The sequence below is a fragment of the Novosphingobium guangzhouense genome (assembly GCF_002896965.1).
Lineage (GTDB): Bacteria > Pseudomonadota > Alphaproteobacteria > Sphingomonadales > Sphingomonadaceae > Novosphingobium > Novosphingobium guangzhouense.
The window spans coordinates 72674-93838 of the sequence record NZ_LYMM01000073.1 but is presented as its reverse complement, the minus strand read 5'-3'; the positions used below and the strand labels follow the sequence as shown (position 1 = coordinate 93838).

Annotated in this window: 23 protein-coding genes; 19 read left to right on the top strand and 4 right to left on the bottom strand. The window is 63.2% G+C overall.

Annotated elements, in window-relative coordinates; translation table 11 throughout:
- Positions 1–6: 6 nt before the first annotated feature.
- The 7 genes from A8V01_RS23255 (at position 7) to A8V01_RS23225 (ending at position 5373) form a co-directional block, all read left to right on the top strand.
- Entirely contained in the window at positions 7–492 is a 486-nt protein-coding gene (locus A8V01_RS23255; RefSeq protein WP_103098631.1) for a YbgC/FadM family acyl-CoA thioesterase, read from the top strand.
- Entirely contained in the window at positions 489–1196 is a 708-nt protein-coding gene (tolQ, locus tag A8V01_RS23250) for a protein TolQ (RefSeq protein WP_103098630.1), read from the top strand. The genes A8V01_RS23255 and tolQ overlap by 4 nt, the downstream gene beginning before the upstream one ends.
- Positions 1196–1639, top strand: coding sequence for an ExbD/TolR family protein (locus A8V01_RS23245; protein WP_103098629.1), 444 nt, complete (start codon positions 1196–1198; stop codon positions 1637–1639). Before tolQ ends, A8V01_RS23245 begins: the two co-directional genes overlap by 1 nt.
- A 24-nt stretch (positions 1640–1663) precedes the next feature.
- Positions 1664–2653, top strand: coding sequence for a hypothetical protein (locus A8V01_RS23240; protein ID WP_103098628.1), 990 nt, complete (start codon positions 1664–1666; stop codon positions 2651–2653).
- Positions 2650–4029: a Tol-Pal system beta propeller repeat protein TolB gene (tolB, locus tag A8V01_RS23235; RefSeq protein WP_103098627.1), complete on the top strand. Its 1380-nt coding sequence runs from the start codon at positions 2650–2652 to the stop codon at positions 4027–4029. Before A8V01_RS23240 ends, tolB begins: the two co-directional genes overlap by 4 nt.
- A gap of 173 nt (positions 4030–4202) precedes the next feature.
- Positions 4203–4742, top strand: a complete 540-nt coding sequence (gene pal / locus A8V01_RS23230) for a peptidoglycan-associated lipoprotein Pal (RefSeq protein WP_211295126.1) — start codon at positions 4203–4205, stop codon at positions 4740–4742.
- Between the two features lie 97 nt (positions 4743–4839).
- On the top strand, positions 4840–5373 hold the full coding sequence (locus tag A8V01_RS23225; RefSeq protein ID WP_103098626.1) for a J domain-containing protein: 534 nt from the start codon (positions 4840–4842) through the stop codon (positions 5371–5373).
- 110 nt (positions 5374–5483) lie between these two features.
- Here A8V01_RS23225 and infC read toward each other — a convergent pair whose 3' ends face one another.
- Positions 5484–6005, bottom strand: a complete 522-nt coding sequence (gene infC / locus A8V01_RS23220) for a translation initiation factor IF-3 (RefSeq protein WP_103098625.1) — start codon at positions 6003–6005, stop codon at positions 5484–5486.
- Positions 6006–6170: 165 nt separating this feature from the next.
- Entirely contained in the window at positions 6171–6863 is a 693-nt protein-coding gene (gene pdeM, locus A8V01_RS23215; RefSeq protein WP_103098624.1) for a ligase-associated DNA damage response endonuclease PdeM, read from the bottom strand.
- Between the two features lie 89 nt (positions 6864–6952).
- On the opposite strand from pdeM, the gene hemF reads away from it, so the two are divergent.
- Complete coding sequence (gene hemF / locus A8V01_RS23210) at positions 6953–7816, top strand: oxygen-dependent coproporphyrinogen oxidase (protein ID WP_103098779.1); 864 nt, start codon at positions 6953–6955, stop codon at positions 7814–7816.
- A 114-nt stretch (positions 7817–7930) separates the two neighbouring features.
- Positions 7931–9046, top strand: coding sequence for an adenosine deaminase (gene add / locus A8V01_RS23205; RefSeq protein WP_245892790.1), 1116 nt, complete (start codon positions 7931–7933; stop codon positions 9044–9046).
- A 29-nt stretch (positions 9047–9075) separates the two neighbouring features.
- On the opposite strand, the gene uvrB is transcribed toward add, so the two are convergent.
- Positions 9076–11262: an excinuclease ABC subunit UvrB gene (gene uvrB, locus A8V01_RS23200; protein ID WP_103098623.1), complete on the bottom strand. Its 2187-nt coding sequence runs from the start codon at positions 11260–11262 to the stop codon at positions 9076–9078.
- 177 nt (positions 11263–11439) lie between these two features.
- Here uvrB and A8V01_RS23195 point away from each other — a divergent pair, with 177 nt between their 5' ends.
- On the top strand, positions 11440–12216 hold the full coding sequence (locus tag A8V01_RS23195; protein ID WP_103098622.1) for an esterase/lipase family protein: 777 nt from the start codon (positions 11440–11442) through the stop codon (positions 12214–12216).
- A 2-nt stretch (positions 12217–12218) separates the two neighbouring features.
- On the opposite strand, the gene A8V01_RS23190 is transcribed toward A8V01_RS23195, so the two are convergent.
- A complete protein-coding gene (locus A8V01_RS23190; RefSeq protein ID WP_103098621.1) occupies positions 12219–13727 on the bottom strand; it encodes a YifB family Mg chelatase-like AAA ATPase in 1509 nt (502 codons plus the stop codon).
- A 142-nt stretch (positions 13728–13869) separates the two neighbouring features.
- Here A8V01_RS23190 and A8V01_RS23185 point away from each other — a divergent pair, with 142 nt between their 5' ends.
- The 9 genes from A8V01_RS23185 (at position 13870) to A8V01_RS23145 (ending at position 21165) form a co-directional block, all read left to right on the top strand.
- Positions 13870–14625, top strand: a complete 756-nt coding sequence (locus tag A8V01_RS23185; protein WP_103098620.1) for an alpha/beta hydrolase — start codon at positions 13870–13872, stop codon at positions 14623–14625.
- A 68-nt stretch (positions 14626–14693) separates the two neighbouring features.
- Positions 14694–14828 (top strand): 50S ribosomal protein L34, encoded by a 135-nt coding sequence (rpmH, locus tag A8V01_RS23180; protein ID WP_008831762.1) that lies wholly within the window; start codon positions 14694–14696, stop codon positions 14826–14828.
- A 132-nt stretch (positions 14829–14960) separates the two neighbouring features.
- Positions 14961–15350, top strand: a complete 390-nt coding sequence (gene rnpA / locus A8V01_RS23175) for a ribonuclease P protein component (protein WP_103098619.1) — start codon at positions 14961–14963, stop codon at positions 15348–15350.
- Positions 15347–15592 (top strand): membrane protein insertion efficiency factor YidD, encoded by a 246-nt coding sequence (gene yidD, locus A8V01_RS23170; RefSeq protein ID WP_103098618.1) that lies wholly within the window; start codon positions 15347–15349, stop codon positions 15590–15592. Before rnpA ends, yidD begins: the two co-directional genes overlap by 4 nt.
- 77 nt (positions 15593–15669) lie before the next feature.
- A complete protein-coding gene (yidC, locus tag A8V01_RS23165) occupies positions 15670–17436 on the top strand; it encodes a membrane protein insertase YidC (protein ID WP_103098777.1) in 1767 nt (588 codons plus the stop codon).
- Positions 17433–18074 (top strand): ribosome biogenesis GTP-binding protein YihA/YsxC, encoded by a 642-nt coding sequence (yihA, locus tag A8V01_RS23160; protein WP_103098617.1) that lies wholly within the window; start codon positions 17433–17435, stop codon positions 18072–18074. Before yidC ends, yihA begins: the two co-directional genes overlap by 4 nt.
- Before the next feature lie 186 nt (positions 18075–18260).
- The gene (locus tag A8V01_RS23155; RefSeq protein WP_103098776.1) at positions 18261–19394 is read left to right on the top strand and encodes a DUF47 family protein; all 1134 of its coding nucleotides are present in this window, start codon (positions 18261–18263) and stop codon (positions 19392–19394) included.
- Positions 19395–19406: 12 nt separating this feature from the next.
- Positions 19407–20408 carry an inorganic phosphate transporter gene (locus A8V01_RS23150; RefSeq protein ID WP_103098616.1) on the top strand — a complete coding sequence of 334 codons (1002 nt, stop codon included), beginning with the start codon at positions 19407–19409 and terminating at the stop codon, positions 20406–20408.
- 91 nt (positions 20409–20499) lie between these two features.
- Positions 20500–21165, top strand: coding sequence for a glutathione S-transferase family protein (locus tag A8V01_RS23145; protein WP_103098615.1), 666 nt, complete (start codon positions 20500–20502; stop codon positions 21163–21165).

The window sequence follows — 21165 nt, the reverse complement described above, 5'->3', positions numbered from 1 at the left end:
CCCGACATGACGGACACACCATCCACACCCCTTTCGCCCCAGTCCGGCGTGATCGAAGGCGATGTTCATCGTTACGCCCTGCGCGTGTTCTATGAGGACACCGACGCGGGCGGAGTGGTGTATCATGCCAACTATCTGCGCTGGTTCGAGCGTGCCCGGTCTGACCTTCTGGACGTGCTGGGCATCGACCAGCGTGCTTCGCTGGAAGCGGGCGCCGGGCTCTATACCGTAGCCGAGGCGAACCTGCGCTACCTTTCCCCGGCACGGTTGGGCGACAGCATCCTCATAGAGACTTGGGCCGAAAGCACGGGGCGCGTCGCCAGCGTGCTTCGTCAGGTCGCTTTGCGTGACGGTGTCAGGCTTTGTGAGGCGGCCGTAAAGGTCGCGTTCATCAGCCCTGAAGGACGACCGCGCCGACAGCCCGAAGCCTGGCAACAGGCCTTTACAACACTTGTACCCATCGCCGCTCCGGCCCCGGAAGGACCAGAATGACGCTCGACCTGTTTGCCTCCACCGTCAGCTTCGCCGGTGACGACAACCATCTCAACCCGGTGAAACTGTTCCTCGATGCCGACATCGTGGTGCAGGCGATCATGGCCGGGCTGGTGCTGGCCAGTGTGTGGGTGTGGATGATCATCGTCACCTTCATGGTGCGCATGGGTGCGGTGTCGAGACGCTGCAACGAATATGAGGAAGGTTTCTGGGAAGCTCAGAACTTCGACACCTACCAGAAGGAGCGCAAGCGCGGTGACGTGCCGATGGGCAAGGTTGCGGGCGCCGGTCTTGGGGAGTTCAAGCGGAACGTGGGCGCCGGCATCGATGCCGAAGGCGCGCGCCAGCGGATCGCCACGATCCTGAATTCTGCCGTGGGCGAGGAAGCGGATAAGTTGTCCGACCGCCTGAACTTCCTTGCGACGGTCGGCTCGGTGGCGCCGTTCGTAGGCCTGTTCGGCACCGTGTGGGGTATCATGAAGAGCTTCTTCGATATCGGCCAGCAGCAGAATTCCTCACTCGCGGTGGTCGCGCCCGGCATTTCGGAGGCGCTGTTCGCAACGGCAATCGGCCTTTTCGCTGCGATTCCGGCGGTCATCGCTTACAACCGCTTTTCGCATCGGGTTAACGGCTTCGAGGCGCGCCTGCAGCGTTTCGCCGACCATCTTCATGCCGCACTGACCCGTCAGCTGGAGCAGCGCTGATGGGCATGGGCCTGTCAGGCGGCGCAGGCCGCAGGCGGGGGCGAGGCTCTCGCGGGCCGATGGCCGAGATCAACGTGACGCCGCTTGTCGACGTGATGCTGGTGCTGCTGATCATCTTCATGGTGACCGCTCCGCTGCTCAAGGCCGCAGTGCCGATCGAACTGCCCGACAGCCGCGCGAAGGCGATGAGCGAGGAGCAGGGACAGCTGCAGATCACGCTGCGCCGTGACGGCGCGGTTTTCTACGAGACGGACGAACTTGCTCCAGGCGAACTGGCGGAGCGCCTTGCCGCGACCCCGGCCGGTCCTGACGGCAAGCCGCCGCTGGTGACGCTGCGTGCCGACAAGGCGCTGGATTACGGGCGTGTCATGGAAGTCATGGGCGAACTCAACCGTGCCGGTTTCACCTCGATCTCGCTGGTTACCAATGTCAGCGGTGGTTAAGGGGCGGAGGCTAAGGTTCGCCTGATGGCAATTCTCGGTGTGCGCAAGGAAGAGCGGGCGGGCTTCGTCGTCGCTGTGCTTTTGCACGGGGCGGTTCTGGCTGCGATCCTGTACAGTCCGCGTGCAAATAACGTCGTTAAGCCGCCAGAGCGGATCGAAGTGACGATCAGCGACGACGTCGCGATGACGTCGACCGCACCCAATCCCGGCGAAGCGTCTCCAGACAAGAGCCCTGAGGTGGGGCAGCCTGCACCGGAGGCGGCACCGTCGCCGCCTGAGCCGGCACCTGCGCCTGAACCCGAACCCGCGCCAGCGCCCGAACCGGCGCCACGCGTCGTCGAAAAGCCAAAGCCGCAGCCCAAGCCTGAGCCGAAACCCGTGCCGAAGCCAAAGCCGAAGCCGGTGGAAAAACCGAAGCCTGCTCCGCCGAAGCCGGCGCCCCCGAAACCCGCACCGCCGAAGCCTGCCGCGAAACCTGCTCCAAAGGCACCGCCGCGCAAGTCGAGCGCCATCGACGATATTGTGCGCAAGCCTTCACCCAAGCCTGCGCCGGCAGGGAAGACCTCTGGTTCCAGCAATTCGGCGACGCCGCCGAAGAAGGCCGGCTCCAGCGCCTTCGACGACGCCTTCAAGAGCGGCACTCCCGGTGCGACTTCCAGTGCACCCAAGCAGACTGGCACGCCTGCTGCCGCGATCGGCGCATCGGCGCGGTCGGCGCTGGGCGCGGCCATCAACCGACAACTCAAGCCGCATTGGCAGGCGCCGCAGGGTGCAGACGTGGAACTGCTCGTTACCAAGGTCCGTTTCCGCCTCAATCGCGACGGCAGCCTTGCCGGTGCGCCTGAAGTGATCGGCACCAGTGGCGTCCAGGCTTCGAACCGCGCCCAGGTGGAGCGCCATCAGGAGCAGGCAGTGCGTGCCGTCAGGCTTGCCGCGCCATTTGAATTGCCCGACGACCTCTATGACGGCTGGAAGGTCGTCACGACCACGTTTGACAGAAGGCTATCGCAATGAAGATAACCCGCGTTCTCGCCTTGGGATTGATGCTGACGGTTTCGGGAACGGCCTTCGCACAGGGGGCTCCGGCGCCTGTGGTCACGCCGCCTGCACCGCAGGACGGCGGCCTTGAAGTCACCGTTTCCGACGACAGTGCATGGAACGACCTTGGCATCGCGATCACTTCGTTTGCCACCGATCAGGATGTGCCGACCCGAACCAACGCCGGGACTACTGCGCAGCTTGGTCGTGCGCTGGCTCAGGTCGTGGCGGGTGACCTCAAAAACAACGGCCTGTTCAAGCCGTCCGGCCCTGACGGCCTGCCGCAGCCTGCCTATGGCCAGATCCAGGCACCCGACTACGTGACTTGGGCGTCGCGCAGCGCGGACATGCTGGTGCAGGGCTTCGTTCGTGCAGGGGGCGATGGCAACCTGACGATCGGTTGCTACCTTTACGATGTGCAACTGAAGCAGCAGCTTGTGAAGGGCGGCTGGCAGGTTCCGCCTTCGGATTGGCGTCGTGCCGCGCACAAGTGCGCAGACATGGTCTATTCGCGCCTGTCGGGCGAAAGCCCTTTCTTTGATTCCAAGATTGCATACATCGCAGAAACCGGGCCCAAAAATCACCGGATGAAGCGCCTCGCGATCATGGACTCGGACGGTGCCAATCACCGCTTCCTTACCAGCGGGCAGTCCATGGCGCTGACCCCGCGTTATTCGCCGGATTACAGCAAGATCCTCTACCTGTCCTATCTCAATGGGCAGCCAAGCATCTATTCGTATGACCTTGCGACCGACCGGCAGACCCTGATCGCGCGTACCGGCGCGCCTACGCTTGCGCCGCGGTGGTCGCCGGACGGCAAGTGGGTGCTTTATTCGATGGCCAAGGGCGGGACGACGGACATCTACCGCATCTCCTCGGCGGGCGGCGGTACGCCGCAGCGCCTGACCAACGGGCCGGGCATCAACATCGGCGGCAGCTATTCACCCAACGGTTCGCAGATCGTGTTCGAGAGCGATCGCTCGGGCTCGCAGCAGATTTACGTGATGAACTCCGATGGCTCCAACCAGCGCCGCATCAGCTTCTTCGGTGGCCGCGCAGCCACACCGGAATGGAGCCCGCGCGGGGACCAGATTGCCTTCACGCATATCGCAGGCAACTTGCGTGTCGCAGTGATGAACCCGAACGGTGGCGGCATGCGTCACCTGACGGATTCGTGGCAGGACGAGGCACCCACATGGTCGCCGAACGGCCGCATCGTGCAGTTCTTCCGCACGACCAAGAGCACAGGCGTCGCCTCGATCTGGCAGGTCGATCTTACCGGCCGGAACGAGCGCAAGCTGCCGACTCCGGTGGGTGCCTCGGATCCGGCCTGGGGCCCGATCCGCCCCTGATTCGGAAAGGTGATGCAGGTGATTGGCAGCCCCGCGGAGATCCGGGGCGGCTGGCCTGCATCAAGGTTGCCCGACGTTCATCTTGACTGTGTAGAGAATTGAACGGAACCATCACACCACGCCGCCCATTCTACCGGCCAGTCGTATCACGGCGGCGACATAGGAGATTGCCGATGCCTTCTTCCCTCTCATCCTTGCGGATCACCCGCGTCGGCGCGACTGCGCTGGTCGTCGCGGGCGCTCTTGCCATTTCGGCCTGCGGCAAGAAGGCTCCCGCGCAGTTGCCGCCCGATCCCGGCCCGGCGACGAGCACGGAAACCGGCCAGACTGGCTCTTATGGCCCGGTTGCGGGCAGCCAGGCAGACTTCGTGGCCAAGATGATGGGGGCCGACACGATCTACTTCGCGCTCGACGATTCGGCGGTGGATGCGGAAGATCAGACGGCACTTGCCAAGCAGGCGCAGTGGCTGCAGCAGTATCCGAACAAGCGCGCCACGATTGAAGGGCACTGCGATGAACGCGGCACTCGCGAATACAACATCGCGCTGGGCGAACGCCGGGCCAACGCTGCCAAGAATTATCTGGCAAGCCTGGGCATCGACCCTTCGCGCATCACCACGGTCAGCTATGGCAAGGAACGCCCGATAGCGCTCGGCTCGGACGAGGCATCTTGGGCGCAGAACCGTCGGGCGGTGACGGTCACCATCGACTGACAATGAACCGGCGCGCGAGGATGGCCTTGCGCGCCGGAAGATTTTTGCGCGCCGAAAGGGTTGCATCGCTGTCGAGTCGCGGCGTATCGCCGATCTGATGAGCCGCGCACGCAGATCTACAGATTGGGGTTTCCCGCGCTGGCGCGGTTATGGCAGCAGCCGCGAAGCTGCGCAGGTGCGCCTGTGCGATCGGCACGGTTGCAACGAGCCGGGCAACTGCCCCGCACCTAAAAGCCCAAACAGCCCGGATCGCTGGATGTTCTGCCAGAAGCACGCGGCGGAATACAATTCGGGTTGGGACTACTTCGCAGGCCTTGACGCAGAAGAAGCTGCTGCCCGGGAGGCGAGCGAGCAGGCCGAAACGTCCGGGTACAAGGAATCCGCGCATTACGGCTGGGCCGGTTCGGGGGATGGTTCGCGCAGCCGGGACGAGCTGCGGGCGCTAGAGGCGCTAGGTCTTGATCCCGATGCAGATTTCGATGCCGTCCGCAAAGCGTGGCGCACGAAGGCGAAGGAAGTGCACCCGGATGTGAAGCCCAACGATCCGGAAGCCGCCAAGGCGTTCCAGACGTACCAGTTGGCTTATGAGGTCCTGCGCGCGGCGGAAGATCGACGCGAGTGGAAGGGCTGAGCTACGGCTGAATTTCGCAGGCGAATTTATATCCAAGGGCTCCCAACGACAAAGGGCGCGGCCATCGGCCACGCCCTTCGTTTTTCCATCGAGACGGACGGCGATCGCTTTTACTTAGGCGAGAGCACCATCAGCATCTGACGGCCTTCCATGCGCGGATAGGCTTCGATCTTGGCGATCTCTTCCACGTCCTGCTGCACGCGGCGCAGAAGGTCCATGCCAAGCTGCTGGTGCGAAAGTTCGCGGCCACGGAAGCGCAGCGTCACCTTGACCTTGTCCCCGTCCTCGATGAAGCGCACGACATTGCGCATCTTCGTGTCGTAGTCATGGTCGTCAATGTTCGGACGCATCTTGATCTCCTTGATCTCCTGCGTCTTCTGCGTCTTGCGAGCGGCGTTTGCCTTCTTCTGCGCCTCGTACCGGTACTTGCCCACATCGAGGAACTTGCACACCGGCGGATCGGCGTTCGGGGACACTTCAACGAGATCGAGGCCTACATCCATGGCCTGTTCGATCGCCTGGCGCGTGTACATGACACCGAGGTTCTCGCCCTCGTGATCGATGACGCGGACCTTGTCCGACTGGATCATGTTGTTGTAGCGCGGTCCACTCTTGACCGGTGGCGTCATCATGCGCCGGGGTGGGGGTGCTATATGCGTTCTCCTGAGTCGTTACTGTCGACGTGGCGGGATTCGGCGGTCATTAATGCGATTCGTCCTCCCGCGAAAGCCGGGATTTTACGACAAGGCATCAGGATCGCCCCGGCCGGAAACCGACCTTGCGGGCCATATAGGTGTTCAGGCCGCTTTTCGCCAGAGCGGATAGCGTACAAGCTTGTCGCGTGCAGGCAGCAGAGCCTCGATTGTTTCGGCCGGTTGCAACGCGGACAGGATCGCCGGATCGGCGGCGTTCATCCCGCCCGTCAATGCACCGAATGCCGGCAGGATGAGGCGCTTTTCGCTCAGGACTGCGCAGGGACGCGTGATCCGGCGCCCGCGCGCCTCCACCATCAGCCGTGGGTGAAAATGGCCTGAGATTTCCGCTTCTTGGGTTCCGGGAATCGCCTGATGCCTTAGCGTCATCCCCGCAACCACGAGTTCTTCCGCCCGAGTGCCGCCGGCTTCGTCGCCCAGATGCGGATCGTGATTGCCCGTGATCCATACCCAATCCAGCGCCCGGGTGAGGGCGGCCAGCATTCCTGCGGCATGCGGTTCCAGCCGATCAGGGCCGCGACTGTCATGGAAATTGTCGCCCAGAGCAAACACGCGACGCGCCCCGGTGGTTCGCACTGCCGAGGCCAGGCGCTCCAGTGTCTCGCGGCTATCGTAGGGAGGGAGCATTTGCCCGGTCCGTGCGAAAAAGCTCGCCTTTTCGAGATGCAGGTCCGCGACGAGGAGCGCCTGTTCGCGCGGCCAGTAGAGCGCGCTTGCTCCGCGCAGGGCGCCGTCGAGCAGCATCATCTCCTGACGGCAGAACGAAAAGGGAACCATGGCTTTCCCTTGCCGCAGCCTGTCCGATTTGGCAAGCGCCCTGCAAAGCGATGAGTGCCATAAGTGCGGCAACCTGCCATGAGGACACGATGATGGACTGGACCCCCTACACGACGCGCGCCAGCGACTGGTTTCGCATCTTGCGCGACCGCATCTGCGGCGAGTTCGAGGCGATCGAACGTGAGGCTGGTTCTGATGCCGTGTTTGGATACACGCCCTGGCAGCGTGCTGCCGTGGAAGGCGAGGGCGGCGAGACTGGCGGGGGCACGCGCGGGCTGATGAAGGGGCGTGTGTTCGAGAAGGTCGGGGTGAACATCTCGACCGTTTCCGGCGGGCTGGCCAAGGACTTCGCCGCGACGATCAATGGTGCGTCTGCCGAAAACAACGGGTTCACTGCCACCGGCATCAGCCTTGTCGCGCACATGGCAAACCCGCATGTTCCGGCGGTCCACATGAATACCCGCTTCCTTACGACGACGAAGGCATGGTTCGGCGGGGGGGCGGATCTCAATCCACCGCTGCCCTATGCGGAAGATACCGAGGATTTCCACGCTGCCTTCAAGGCTGCCTGCGATAGCCATGGCGCCGGTTATTACGACCGCTTCAAAGCATGGGCGGACGAGTATTTCTACATCCCGCACCGCAAGGTGCACCGCGGCGTGGGCGGCATATTCTACGATCACCTCGAATGTCCTGACCAAGCCGCGTGGGAAGCCAACTTCGCCTTCACGCAAGCGGTGGGAGAAGCCTTTCTGGCGGTGTTTCCCAAGCTGGTCCGTCGCCGCTTGGGGATGGACTTTACCCCCGCCGACAAGGTGCAGCAGTTGGAATGGCGCGGCCGCTATGCCGAATTCAATCTTGTCTATGATAGAGGCACCCTGTTCGGTCTGAAGACCGGCGGAAACATCGACGCGATCCTGATGAGTCTGCCGCCCGAAGCCACCTGGAACTGACGAGGGCGCGGCAAGACGCCCCATTTTCTGCAACGCCGTGTCCCGTTTTCTCGGTTGGACACGGCTTGCGCCTGTCCTGATGATCGACTCTTCTCTCAGGGGTGGGCTTTCATCATGAACATGGATCGACGTTTTCTGATCGGCGGAGCGCTGTGCGCCGCAGCGATGCCATTGATGCCAATGCATGCGCTCGCCGCGCAGCAGGACATGGCGGCATTCATCGCCGCCATGCCCAAGGCCGAGTACCATGTGCATCTCGAAGGTACGCTGGAAGCCGAGATGAAATTCGCGCTTGCTGAACGCAACGGGGTCAAGCTGCCTTACGCCGATGTCGCCGCGATGAAGCGCAGCTATGTGTTCCACGACCTGCCCACGTTCCTGAAGGTCTACTACGAGGGCATGAACGTCCTGCTAACTGAGCGGGACTTCTACGATCTGTGCTACGCCTATCTGGCCAAGGCCCATTCCCAGAACGTGCTGTATGCCGAGATGTTCTTCGACCCCCAGCAGCATATCGACCGAGGTGTGCCGATCGCGGCGGTAATTGGGGGTATCACCCGCGCGAGGGCGGATGCGGAGGCAAAGCTGGGCATCGGCTCGCAACTGATCCTGTGCTTCATGCGTGACCTCACGGCGGATAACGCGATGGCTGCGCTCGATGCCGCTCTGCCCTACAAGGACAAGCTTGTTGGGGTGGGCCTCGATTCGGACGAGAAAGACAATCCGCCCACCAAGTTCGCCGCCCACTTCGCCAAGGCCCGCGCCGCCGGCCTGAAAGTGACAGCCCATTGCGACGTGAACCAGAAGGACACGCTGGAGCATTTGCGTGAGGCGCTGGTCGATATCGCCGTCGATCGCATCGACCACGGCGGCAACATCCTGCAGTCGCCCGAACTGATCGGCATCGCCAAGACGAAGGATATGGCCTTTACCGTCTGCCCTTCGTTCTCAGGTAAAGTCGTGGTGGATGGGCAACCGGTTGAGGTGGTGCGCGGAATGCTTGATCAGGGACTGAAAGTCTCGATCAACTCGGACGACCCCGCCTACATGGGCAGCAGCTACATCACCGAAGCTATGATCGAGGCGCAGGTGCGATCAAGGCTGACGAAGGCGGAATTGGTACGAATTTCGCACAATGCGCTCGACACTGCATGGCTCACGCCGGAGCGCAAGGCAGGTTATCTGGGTAAGCTGGCGGCCTTTGCGAAGGCGCAGGGCGTGGCGGTGTGAAAAGCCGCCACGGGTGAGATTTTTCGACCCTACTTCCCGAACTTCCGCTGCGTCTTCCCGTATCGCATCTTGCGCGTGCCCGGCTTGCCCTCGTTGCTGCGCCCGACTCTTGGGGCCTTATGCTCGCCCTCGGGCAGGCCAAGTTCGCTCTGCTCAAGCCGTCTGATCTCGTCGCGCAGGCGTCCCGCTTCCTCGAATTCCAGGTCTGCGGCTGCTGCGCGCATGCGCTTTTCCAGATCTTCGATGTAGGCGCGCAGGTTGTGGCCGACGAGGTTGTTGGTGGTGTCGTCCTCAAGGTCCACCACCACGCCGTCGCGGCTGGCCGTATCCGCCACGATGTCGGCAATGCGGCGCTTGATCGTCTGCGGGGTGATGCCGTGTTCGACGTTGTATTCTTCCTGCTTGGCGCGACGGCGATCGGTTTCGGCCATCGCGCGTTCCATCGATCCGGTGATCCGGTCGGCGTAGAGAATGACCCGGCCATCCACGTTGCGCGCGGCGCGGCCGATGGTCTGGATCAGCGAGGTTTCACTGCGCAGGAAGCCTTCCTTGTCGGCATCGAGAATGCACACGAGGCCGCATTCAGGAATGTCGAGGCCCTCGCGCAGCAGGTTGATGCCGATCAGCACGTCATACACGCCCATGCGCAAGTCGCGGATCAGTTCGATGCGCTCAAGCGTCTCCACGTCGGAGTGCATGTAGCGCACGCGCACGCCCTGCTCATGCATGAACTCGGTCAAATCCTCGGCCATGCGCTTGGTGAGGGTGGTGACGAGGGTGCGGTAGCCCTTGGCCGCCGTTTCCTTGCATTCGTTGATGCAGTCTTGCACCTGGTCTTCGACCGGGCGGATGGTGACGGGCGGGTCGATCAGGCCGGTTGGGCGGATGACCTGTTCGGCGAAAACGCCCCCGGTCTGGTCCATCTCCCAGTGTCCCGGCGTGGCGGACACCGCGAAAGTCTGCGGGCGCATCGCGTCCCACTCGTTGAAGCGCAGCGGACGATTGTCGATACAGGAGGGCAGGCGGAAGCCATATTCGGCCAGCGTTATCTTTCGCCGGTGATCGCCCCGCGCCATCGCGCCGATCTGCGGCACCGTCTGGTGACTTTCGTCGATGAAGAGCAGGGCGTTGTCGGGCAGGTATTCGAACAGCGTCGGCGGCGGTTCTCCAGGGAGACGGCCGGTCAGAAAGCGGCTGTAGTTCTCGATTCCGTTGCACGATCCGGTGGCGGCGATCATCTCAAGGTCGAAGTTGGTGCGCTGTTCGAGGCGTTGGGCCTCCAGCAGCTTGCCCTCGATCTCAAGTTCCTTGAGGCGCTCGGTCAGTTCGAAGCGGATGGCCTCGCTTGCCTGCCGCATCGTCGGGCCGGGGGTTACATAGTGCGAATTCGCATAAACGCGCACCTTGTCCAGCACCGCGCCCTTCTTGCCGGTGAGCGGATCGAACTCCGCAATTTCCTCGATCTCGTCACCGAAGAAGCTGATGCGCCATGCCACGTCTTCGAGGTGGCTGGGGAACAGCTCCAGATTATCGCCCCGCACACGGAAGTTGCCGCGCGCGAAGGCGACGTCGTTGCGCTTGTACTGGAGGGCGACGAGCTTGCGGATGATTTCGGTCTGGTCCTGCGCCTTGCCGCTGATAAGGTCGAAGATCATCGCGGAGTACGTCTCGACCGAGCCGATGCCGTAAAGGCAGGACACAGAGGCGACGATGATCACGTCGTCCCGCTCCAGCAGTGCGCGGGTGGCCGAGTGGCGCATCCGGTCGATCGCCTCGTTCACCGAGCTTTCCTTCTCGATGTAGGTGTCCGACCGGGGGACATAGGCTTCGGGTTGGTAATAATCGTAGTACGAGACGAAATATTCCACCGCGTTCTCGGGGAAAAAGTCCTTCATCTCGGCATAGAGTTGGGCAGCCAGGATCTTGTTGGGAGCAAGGATCAAGGCCGGACGCTGCAGGTGTTCGATCACCTTGGCCATGGTGAAGGTCTTGCCTGATCCCGTCACACCCAGCAGCACCTGCGTTTTTTCGCCTTCCTCGGCGCTGGCGACGAGATCTGCGATAGCGGTTGGCTGGTCGCCTGCGGGGGAATAGTCCGACACGATTCTGAACGGCTTGCCCGGCATTGATTTGTCAGGCCGCTGCGGCTTGTGGGGGACGAAGTTGCCCGAAGTATCAGGTTCTTCAAGGCCGCGACGGATGATGAGCTCTGCCATAGCGGAACATATGGGGTATATGCGGTGCCACGGCAACAGGGCGCTTTCCCGCGAGTTGGCTTATGCGTTGGCAAGGCAGGTCGGAGAGCCTACCTTCGCCGGATCAACTATATGGTCAGCAGCGATGATCCAGCAGCGTGATCGCGACGACCCGGTCAAGGTGGCAGAACGCAGGCGATGGACGCGCCGGACGAGGAACAGGAACGCATTGCAGGCTCCCTGCGTGCGGCGATTGCGCGCCGCGCAGCTTTTGTGCGCGAACAGCATCCCGAAGGTGTACGCAAGCCGCCGGTAGAACTCATGTGGGCGGAGTTGCGCTCTCTGTACCGGGGCGGGCACAAGGTGCGGTTCACGGGAAGGCGGGTGCAACCTGCAGCAAGCCCGATGCCGGTCATGCTGTTACCCGGCTTCGGCGCCCATCCCAAGCGGATGAAGCCGATGGCAGACGCGCTTTCGGCCGCGGGACATCACGTCCACCAGTGGGGCCTGGGCCTCAACCTTGGTCCGAACGAGCGAAACTTCTCCTACCTCATGCGCCGTGTGGCCGTGATCGCGCGGGAGAACTGGCATCCCGTGGCACTGGTCGGCTGGAGTCTTGGCGGCCTATTCGCGCGTGAAATCGCTCGGCGTGAACCGCATCTGGTGGCCAAGGTCATCACCATGGGCACACCGTTTTCGGGTGATCCTCGCGCTAATAACGCGTGGAAGGCCTATCAGGTGGTGACCGGCCATTCGGTTGACCGGCCGCCGATCGACTGCGATTTTTCGGCCAAGCCCGATGTGCCCACAGTGGCGCTGTGGAGCCCGCGTGACGGTATCATCCAGCCGCGCGCCGCCGCCGGCTGGCCGCATGAGAGAGATCGTGCGGTCGCGATCCGGTGCAGTCACCTCGACTTTTCCAGTTCGCCCAAGGTCGTAGCAGAAGTGTTGCGTCAGCTCGATATCAAGGAATGAAGTCAGGCGCGGGGAGGTCGGCGCCGATAGCTGAGGGCTTCGGCGACATGCGCGCGTCCGATCTCCGCTGATCCCGCAAGGTCGGCGATGGTGCGTGCGACGCGCAGGATGCGCGTGTAGCCACGGGCGGACAGCCGCATCGCTTCGGCTGCTTGCAGTAGCAGCTTCCGGCCGGCTTCGTCCGGTGTGGCGTGCCTTTCAAGCAAGTCTCCGTCGAGTTCGGCATTGGTCCTGGCCTTGCAGTCGACAAGCCGCTCCGTCTGGACGTGCCTTGCCCGGGCGACGCGGGCGGCAACTTCGGCGCTGCCTTCAAGCGGCGGGGGCAGGGCAAGGTCGGCGGCGCGGACCGGATCGACCTCGACATGAAGGTCGATCCGGTCAAGCAGCGGCCCGGATACCTTGCTCTGGTAGTCCGCCGCACAGCGTGGGGCGCGGCTGCAGGCCAGCGCGGGATCGCCCAGATGGCCGCAGCGGCAGGGGTTCATGGCCGCGATCAGTTGCACTCTGGCAGGATAGGTCAGATGCGCATTGGCCCGCGCCACGGTAACCTCTCCGCTTTCCAGCGGCTGGCGCAGCGAATCGAGCGCCTGGCGCTGGAATTCCGGAAGCTCGTCGAGGAACAGGACGCCGAGATGGGCGAGAGATACCTCGCCCGGCCGCACCTTGATACCCCCGCCTGTCAGAGCTGCGATCGAGGCCGAGTGATGCGGCGCTCGATAGGGACGGGAACGACTGATGCGGCCGCCCTCCAGCGTTCCGGCGACCGAGGCGACCATGGACACTTCCAGCGCTTCGGGCGGGGTGAGCTCGGGTAGTACCCCCGGCAGGCATGAAGCGAGTAGAGACTTGCCCGCGCCCGGCGGCCCCACCATCAGCAGGTTGTGTGCGCCTGCGGCCGCGATTTCCAGCGCCCGGCGGGCGGTTTCCTGCCCTTTCACCTGCCGGAGATCGGGGGCGCGCGAGGGCGCTTCCACTTCGCCCAGCGGAGGTGTCTGCAGCACTTGAAGGCCGCGCAGGTGGTTGAGCAGGCTGATCAGGTTCGGCGCGGCGACGACCGGGACGCCGCTGGCCCATCGCGCTTCGGATCCTTGCGGGGCAGGGCAGATAAGGCCCTTTTCGTGTTCACTGGCGTGGATTGCGGCCAGCAGCACTCCGGGGGAGGGGATGATCCGCCCGTCGAGGGCCAGTTCACCAACTGCGACGAAATCGCCGAGTTGCTCGGCATCAATTACCCCCATCGCTGCAAGCAGCGAAAGCGCCACGGGCAGGTCGAAGTGCGAGCCTTCCTTGGGCAGATCGGCGGGGGACAGGTTCACGATGATTCGCTTGGGCGGCAGGGCCAGCCCCATGCCCGTCAGTGCGGCACTGACGCGCTGAGTGCTTTCGCGCACCGCCTTGTCCGGCAGGCCGACAAGCGTAAAGCCCGGCATTCCCGGTGCCACCTGACATTGTACTTCGACGGCGCGAGCCTCAAGTCCAAGGTACGCGACGGTCGAAACTATGGCGACCAAGAGTGCCCCCTCACAAGTAATCGCAGGAGGATCATTCTAGTAACGCCGCATCGGCTTGGCGCTACGTTCAAAAAGATGCCTTACAGCACTTTAACCGGACCCGTGAGGGAGAGGGTAAGGGTGCGCGCAGTATAGACTGTCAATGCGCTCGCTTTCTGCAAGTCTCGCACTGTTCGCCTTGTGTGCCGTGTCCCCCCTGTCGGCGCAGGTGATCGTATATGAGACCGTCATCGGGGAAGCCGATCCCGTGGTGACCGGGGGCGAGCGCACCCTTTTTTCCATTCCCGCCGAAACACCCGCGATTCAAGGGCCTGCCTATGGCCCGTTCCGGGTGCTTGATGAAGGGCGCGCTGCGCTGGTGGACGTGACCGATGGGCGAACTCCGGAGCAATTCACCGCGATGCTGCGCGATCATCCGGGCATCGCCACGATCGAGATGATAGATTGTCCCGGCACCGAGGACGATCTGGCCAACCTTCAGGTCGGCCAGATGATTCGCCGCAAGGGCATCGTCACTCATGTCCCGGCAGGCGGTTCGGTGCGGTCGGGCGGGGTCGAGTTGTTCCTGGCAGGCGTTCGACGCTATGCCGATCCGGGGGCGCAGTTCGCGGTGCATTCCTGGCAGGACGATACCGGGCTTGAGCCTTCTGACTATGCAGCCAATGCGCCAGAGAACCGCCGTTACATCGACTATTACCGCGCGATGGGAATGGATGCGGCAGAGGCGCAGGCGTTTTACGCCATGACCAATTCGGTACCGTTCGCTTCAGCACGCTGGCTCGATGCGGGAGAGATGAGTGCATGGGTGCAACTGGACGAGGTGAAAGTGGATGTCGCGCCTCGCTTTCGCTTCACCCAGATCGCGGCTCTTGTTGACTCATTGCCCTCGTTCCAGTAACGGCGGCCAACGATTTCCATGGTCGTCCGGTTTGGGCGGCCCTTTTTGTTAGATTTTCGAGGACTGACATGAAGCGCACTTTCCAGCCGAGCAACCTTGTTCGCGCCCGTCGTCACGGTTTCCGTGCCCGCACCGCGACCGTTGGTGGTCGCAAGGTTCTGCGCGCTCGTCGCGCTCGCGGCCGCGCCAAGCTTTCGGCCTGATCCGCCGGGATCGGCAGGGGCTGATGCTCCTGCCATAAGCGGCGCCAGCCCACGCTTTCGCCTTATGCGAGAGCATGGGCTGGCGCCGTTTTGCTTTGGCGAGAATCGCCTATCCCGACGCTGCCCCCCGTCATGAAGCAGGCTGACGCCTACACGATTCTAAGCCGTCGCGCGGACTTTCTGGCCGCGAATCGCGGCTTGCGAGTTGCGCGTCCAGGTTTCGTGCTACTGGCCAATCGCAATGAGGGGTTGGGGCGCCGCGCCGGGATTACGGTGACGAAGAAGATCGGCAATGCTGTGGTGCGCAATCGCATGAAGCGGCGCTTCCGCGCTTTGCTGCGCGAATTGTTGCCAGAACATGGCCTTGCCGACACGGACCACGTGCTGATCGGACGCGAAGGCGGGGTCGAGCGCGATTTCGACAAACTGCGCATCGAACTTGTCGCTGCGCTTGGCCGTGCGCGGGACGGCAAAGGGGATGCGCCCCGCCCTCATAACCGCAAGCGCGGCCCTCGCAAGTGAAGCGAATCATCGCCTTCCTCGTCTCGCTTCCGGGGCTGGCGATCATCGGAGTTGCCCGGCTGTGGCAACTTGGCCCATCGGCGATCATGCCGCCCACCTGCCGCTATTCCCCATCGTGTTCGCAGTACGCGATCGAGGCTGTGCGACGCCATGGTGCGATCAAGGGTGGATTGCTGGCGCTGTGGCGTCTATTGCGCTGCAATCCGTGGGGTGGGCACGGGCACGATCCCGTGCCGGACTGAACCTTAGACTAGCGAATTGAAGCCGGTGGCCCCACATGGCCGCCGCCGACCGGAATACGAGCAGGAAACAGGCCTTCGTGGAAAAGCAGCGTAACATCATCCTCGCGGTCGTGCTGACCGCGCTCGTGCTCTTCGGCTGGGAGGCCGGGGTCGGCTACTTCTATCCGCAGGCAAAGACCCCGACCCAGACCGTCGCGGCAGGCGGCGCTGAAAACGCGACCAAGCCGACCAAGCCCACTCGCGAAGGCGGGTTGATGGATGCGGCGGATCGCACGCTGGAAGCGAAGGATCTGGCGACCGAACTGGGCGCGCAGGGCCGCGTGAAAATCAAGGCGCCGGGGCTTTCGGGCTCGATCAACCTCAACGGCGCGATCGTCGATGATCTTGTGATCAACCACCACCGCGAGACGGTGGAGAAGGATTCGGGGCCGGTCCGTATCTTTTCGCCTTACGGCACGCCCGCGCAGCAGTTCACGCAGCTGGGCTGGGTCGGCCAGGGAATCGAGACGCCGGATACCAACAACCCGCGCACCTGGATTGCGCCTGCAAACGCCGTGCTGACGCCGAGCACGCCGGTTACCCTGACCTGGACCAACCCGACCGGCCAGCGTTTCGGCATCACTTATTCGATCGACCAGAACTACATGATCACCGCGAAGCAGACCGTGGCCAACACGGGCGGCAACGCGGTTTCGGTCAAGCCTTTTGCGATCGTCAATCGGACCGAAAAGACCGCCAGCCTCGATACCTGGAACGTCCATTCGGGCCCGATCGGCGCCTTTGACGGTTCGGTCAGCTTCTCGACCAACTACAAGGACGTGGCCGAGGCGAGCACGATCAATGAATCGGGCAATACCGACTGGATTGGCTTCACCGACGTTTACTGGATGTCGGCTCTGATCCCCTCGGGCGCGAAGGCGACGAGCACCTTCCGCTCGATGGGCAACCAGATATTCCGCGCCGATGTCGTCTACGAGCAGTCGGTTATCCAGCCGCGTACCGCGCAGAGCGTGACGACCAAGATTTTCGCGGGTGCCAAGGAGCACAAGGTTCTCGACGCCTATGAGGCGCAGGGCATCGCCAACTTCGGCCTTGCGATCGACTGGGGCTGGTTCCGCTGGTTCGAGAAGCCGATCTTCTGGCTGCTCACCAAGCTGTTCAGTCTGACGCATAACTTCGGTGTAGCGATCATCCTGCTCACCGTGATCGTGCGTGGCATCATGTTCCCGATCGCCCAGCGCCAGTTCGCCTCGATGGCTGCCATGCGCGCCATCCAGCCGAAGATGAAGGCGATCCAGGAACGCTACAAGGACGACAAGCAGAAGCAGCAGCAGGAGATCATGGCCCTCTACAAGCAGGAGAAGGTCAATCCCCTGGCAGGCTGTCTGCCGATGTTCCTGCAGATTCCGGTGTTCTTCGCGCTCTACAAGACGCTGATCCTGGCGATCGAGATGCGCCACCAGCCTTTCGTGCTGTGGATCAAGGACTTGTCCGCGCCCGATCCGCTGCACATTCTGAATCTGTTCGGCCTGCTGCCGTTCGATCCGCCCAGCTTCCTGGCGATCGGTCTGCTGGCCCTGCTGCTCGGCGCGACGATGTACCTGCAGTTCCAGCTCAACCCGGCCCAGATGGACCCGGCGCAGCAGCAGGTCTTCAAGTTGATGCCGTGGTTCATGATGTTCGTGATGGCGCCGTTCGCCTCGGGCCTTCTGGTCTACTGGATCACGTCGAACATCCTGACGATCGCGCAACAGAAGTTCCTCTACAGCCGTCATCCGCAGCTCAAGGCGCAAGCCGAGAAGGACGCGGCTGACAAGGCACGCACGGCGGCCCGCAGCAAGTGAGCGAGGAACTGGAAGAGCTGCAGGAGCGCGCGCGCAAGCTGTTCTCGGGACCGGTGACGTTCCTGAAATCGGCGCCTGCGCTCAAGTTCCTGCCCGATCCGGACGCACCGGAGATCGCCTTCGCCGGCCGCTCCAACGTGGGCAAGTCGTCGCTGGTGAATGCGCTGGTCGGCCGCAAGGCGATCGCGCGCGCCTCGGTGACGCCGGGGCGCACGCAGGAGCTGAACTTCTTCGACGTGGGCGATCCGCTGCGCTTTCGCCTGGTCGACATGCCGGGATATGGCTTTGCCAAGGCTCCGCCCAAGGTGGTGGAAACCTGGCGCCGCCTGGTGCGCGATTATCTGCGCGGCCGCGTGGAACTGAAGCGTACGCTGGTACTGATCGATTCGCGTCATGGTGTGAAGCAGGTCGACCTCGACATGATGGAAATGCTCGATCAGGCGGCGGTCGGCTATCGTCTGGTTCTGACCAAGGCGGACAAGATCAAGGCCAGCGAACTGGATGCCGTCCACGCTGCCACCGTGGCTGAGGCGCGCAAGCATCCGGCGGCTTTCCCGGTGGTGCACGTCACCAGTTCGGAAAAGGGCATGGGGATCGAGGAACTGCGCGCTGCGGTTCTGAGCGATTCGGAGCTTTGACTTTGTGTTCCTCCCCGAGCGTTTCTCGGGGAGGAATTAACCCCCTTACTGCGCCGGACACCGCAGTTTCACATTCGCGCTGTACCTTTGTGCAGCGATTCTCGTTTATGACGATTGCGTGACGGTTCCGGCTCGCCTATGGGCCGCCGCTTCACGCGTGAAAGGGATGAAAAGGAGATCTCGCCCGTGCGCCAGATTGCCGTTCTTCCCTATCGCACCGTTGGCCCCGCCATCGACGCACCCATCCAGATACTGCTCATCACGTCGCGCCAGACGCGCCGCTGGGTTATCCCCAAGGGCGGGCTGATGAAGGGCCTGCAGCCGCACGCAGCCGCTTCCAAGGAAGCGGAAGAGGAGGCGGGGGTGCTCGGCGCCACGTGCCCGGTGCCGCTGGGTTCCTATCGCTACCGCAAGCAGCGCAATTCAGGCGCCTGGGTTTGGGCCGACGTTGACGTCTATCCTTTCGCGGTTACCGACGAACTTTCCACATGGGACGAACAGCACCAACGCGAACGGCGCTGGTTCTCGCTGGAGGAAGCGGCTAGGGCGGTCGATGAAGAGGATCTTCGGGCCCTCATACGTTCCTTCGGCGCAAGAGAGTTCCGCGCCGCCGCCAGTCCCGCGCGCTTCCTGGGCGCGGCCGTGGACACGGTGGCCAGCAAGACAGGGGTCAATGCCATGTTCGCCTGGTTCCAGAAGCTCCTGCCGGAGCAGGGCAACTTCTTCGACCTGTTCGAGCGTCAGGCCGCCACGCTGGTGGCTGGCGCCGACGCGCTTGCCCGTCTGGCGCAGGGCGGGCCCGGTCGCGCGCAGCACATCCGCGAAATCGCCGAGCGCGAGCACGACGCCGACGACATCACCCGCGAGGTGCTGCAGACGGTGCGCCGCAGCTTCCTCACGCCGTTCGACCGCTCCGCCATCACCAGCCTGATCAACACGATGGACGATGCCATCGACGAGATGCAGCAGACGGCCGGGGCCTGCGATCTTTACGAAGTGACCGAGTTCGAGCCGGAGATGATCGACATGACTGCGATCATCGTCGACGCCGCGCGCCTGACCGCCGAAGCGATCCCGCTGCTGCGCAAGATTGGCGACAACGGCCACCGCTTGCACGAACTGACCGAGCGCCTTGTGCGCATGGAAGGGCATGCTGACGAAATCCACGCGGCCGGCCTGAAGCGTCTGTTCAAGGCGGACCTCAAGGAGCCGATGCACTTCTTCGTGCGCCAGGAAATGTTCAAGCGCCTTGAGCGCGTGGTCGACCGTTTCGAAGACCTCGCGAACGAGATCGACGGACTGGTCATCGACCACTCGTAAGCGGCCGCCAAGATGGACCACAGCCTTGCCCTGCCGCTGCTGATCGGCCTCGTCGCGCTTGCGCTGGCGTTCGATTTCCTCAACGGTCTGCATGACGCCGCCAACGCAATTGCGACGGTTGTGGCTACGCGGTTGCTTTCCCCGGTACTGGCGGTGCTGTTCGCGGCGGCCGGCAACTTCCTGGCCTATTTCTTCGTCGGGCTGCACGTGGCCGAGACGGTGGGCAAGGGCATCATCAACGTCGATGCGGTGACCCCGGCGGTTGTATTCGGGGCTCTGGTCGGGGCGATGTTCTGGAACGTGCTGACCTGGGTGAAGGGCATCCCCTCAAGCTCCAGTCACGCGCTGATCGGCGGCCTTCTGGGCGCCGGCATGGCGCATGGCGGCTTCGGCGTCGTCGAAAGTTCGGGCACGGTGAAGACGATCGCCGCGATCTTCATCTCGCCAGTGCTGGGCTTTGCCATCGCAATGTTGCTGATGCTGCTGACCAGCTGGCTGTTCAAGGGTACGTCCCCGCGCCAGTCGAACGGCATCTTCAAGAGCCTGCACCTGCTTTCCAGCGCCGCCTATTCGATCAGTCACGGCGGCAACGATGCGCAGAAGACGATGGGTATCATCGCGGTGCTGCTCTATTCCACCGGGCACATGTCCGGCGGGTTCCACGTGCCGCACTGGGTAGTGCTGTCGTGCTATCTGGCGATTTCGCTGGGTACGCTGTCGGGCGGATGGAAGATCATCAAGACGATGGGCTCCAAGCTGACCAAGCTGAACCACCATTCCGGCTTCTGTGCCTCCACCGCCGGGTCGATCGTGGTGTTCGGCGCATCGGCGCTGGGCATTCCGGTTTCGACTACTCATGCGATCACCGGCTCCATCGTCGGCACGGGCGCTGCGCGCCGGTCAAGCGCGGTGCGCTGGTCGGTGGCGAGCCGGGTGATCGTGGCATGGTTCGTGACGATCCCTGCAAGCGCTGCGGTTGGCGCGGTGTTCTACCTGATCACGCGGGCATTCTGATACCGGGCTGCGATACCCCGGTTGAACCTCGACACATCGCCCCCCAGCCTCTAGGCCCGGTGTTCAGCCACTTTCGGAGGAACGCCGCCCCGTGAAGCTTATCATCGGCAACAAGAACTATTCCAGCTGGTCGCTGCGCGGCTGGCTTGCCTGCAAGCAGTCGGGCCTGCATTTCGACGAGATCACCGTGCCCCTGTTCGGCGAGGAATGGGAAGCCTTCAAGAAGTCCTCGGACGACCTTGCCCCCAGCCAGGGAAAAGTGCCGATCCTGTGGGACGGAGAGGCAGTGGCATGGGATTCGCTCGCCATCGTTGATTATCTGGCCGACAAGGTGGGACGCGACCGTTTCTGGCCCAAGGATGATGCCGCGCGCGCCATGGCGCGGTCGATGGTGGCGGAAATGCACTCCAGCTACCTTGCCCTGCGCCGCAATTGCCCGATGAACATCCGTTCGCGCGTGACGCTGCCCGGCCTCGACGACGAGACGCGCGGCGACATCGTGCGCATTCTCACGCTTTGGGCAGAGGCACGGGCGCGGTTCGGCAAGGGCGGGCCGTTCCTGTTCGGCACGTTCGGCGCGGCCGACGTGTTCTACGCACCTGTGGTCAGCCGCTTCCTGACTTACGGCATCGGCGTGCCCGGCTTCGCGCAGGCCTATATGCAGGCGGTGTGGGAACACGAATGGATGCAGGCCTGGATCGCTGCCGCAGAGGCGGAAGACTGGGTCATCGAACAATACGACCAGCCGGTAGCCTGA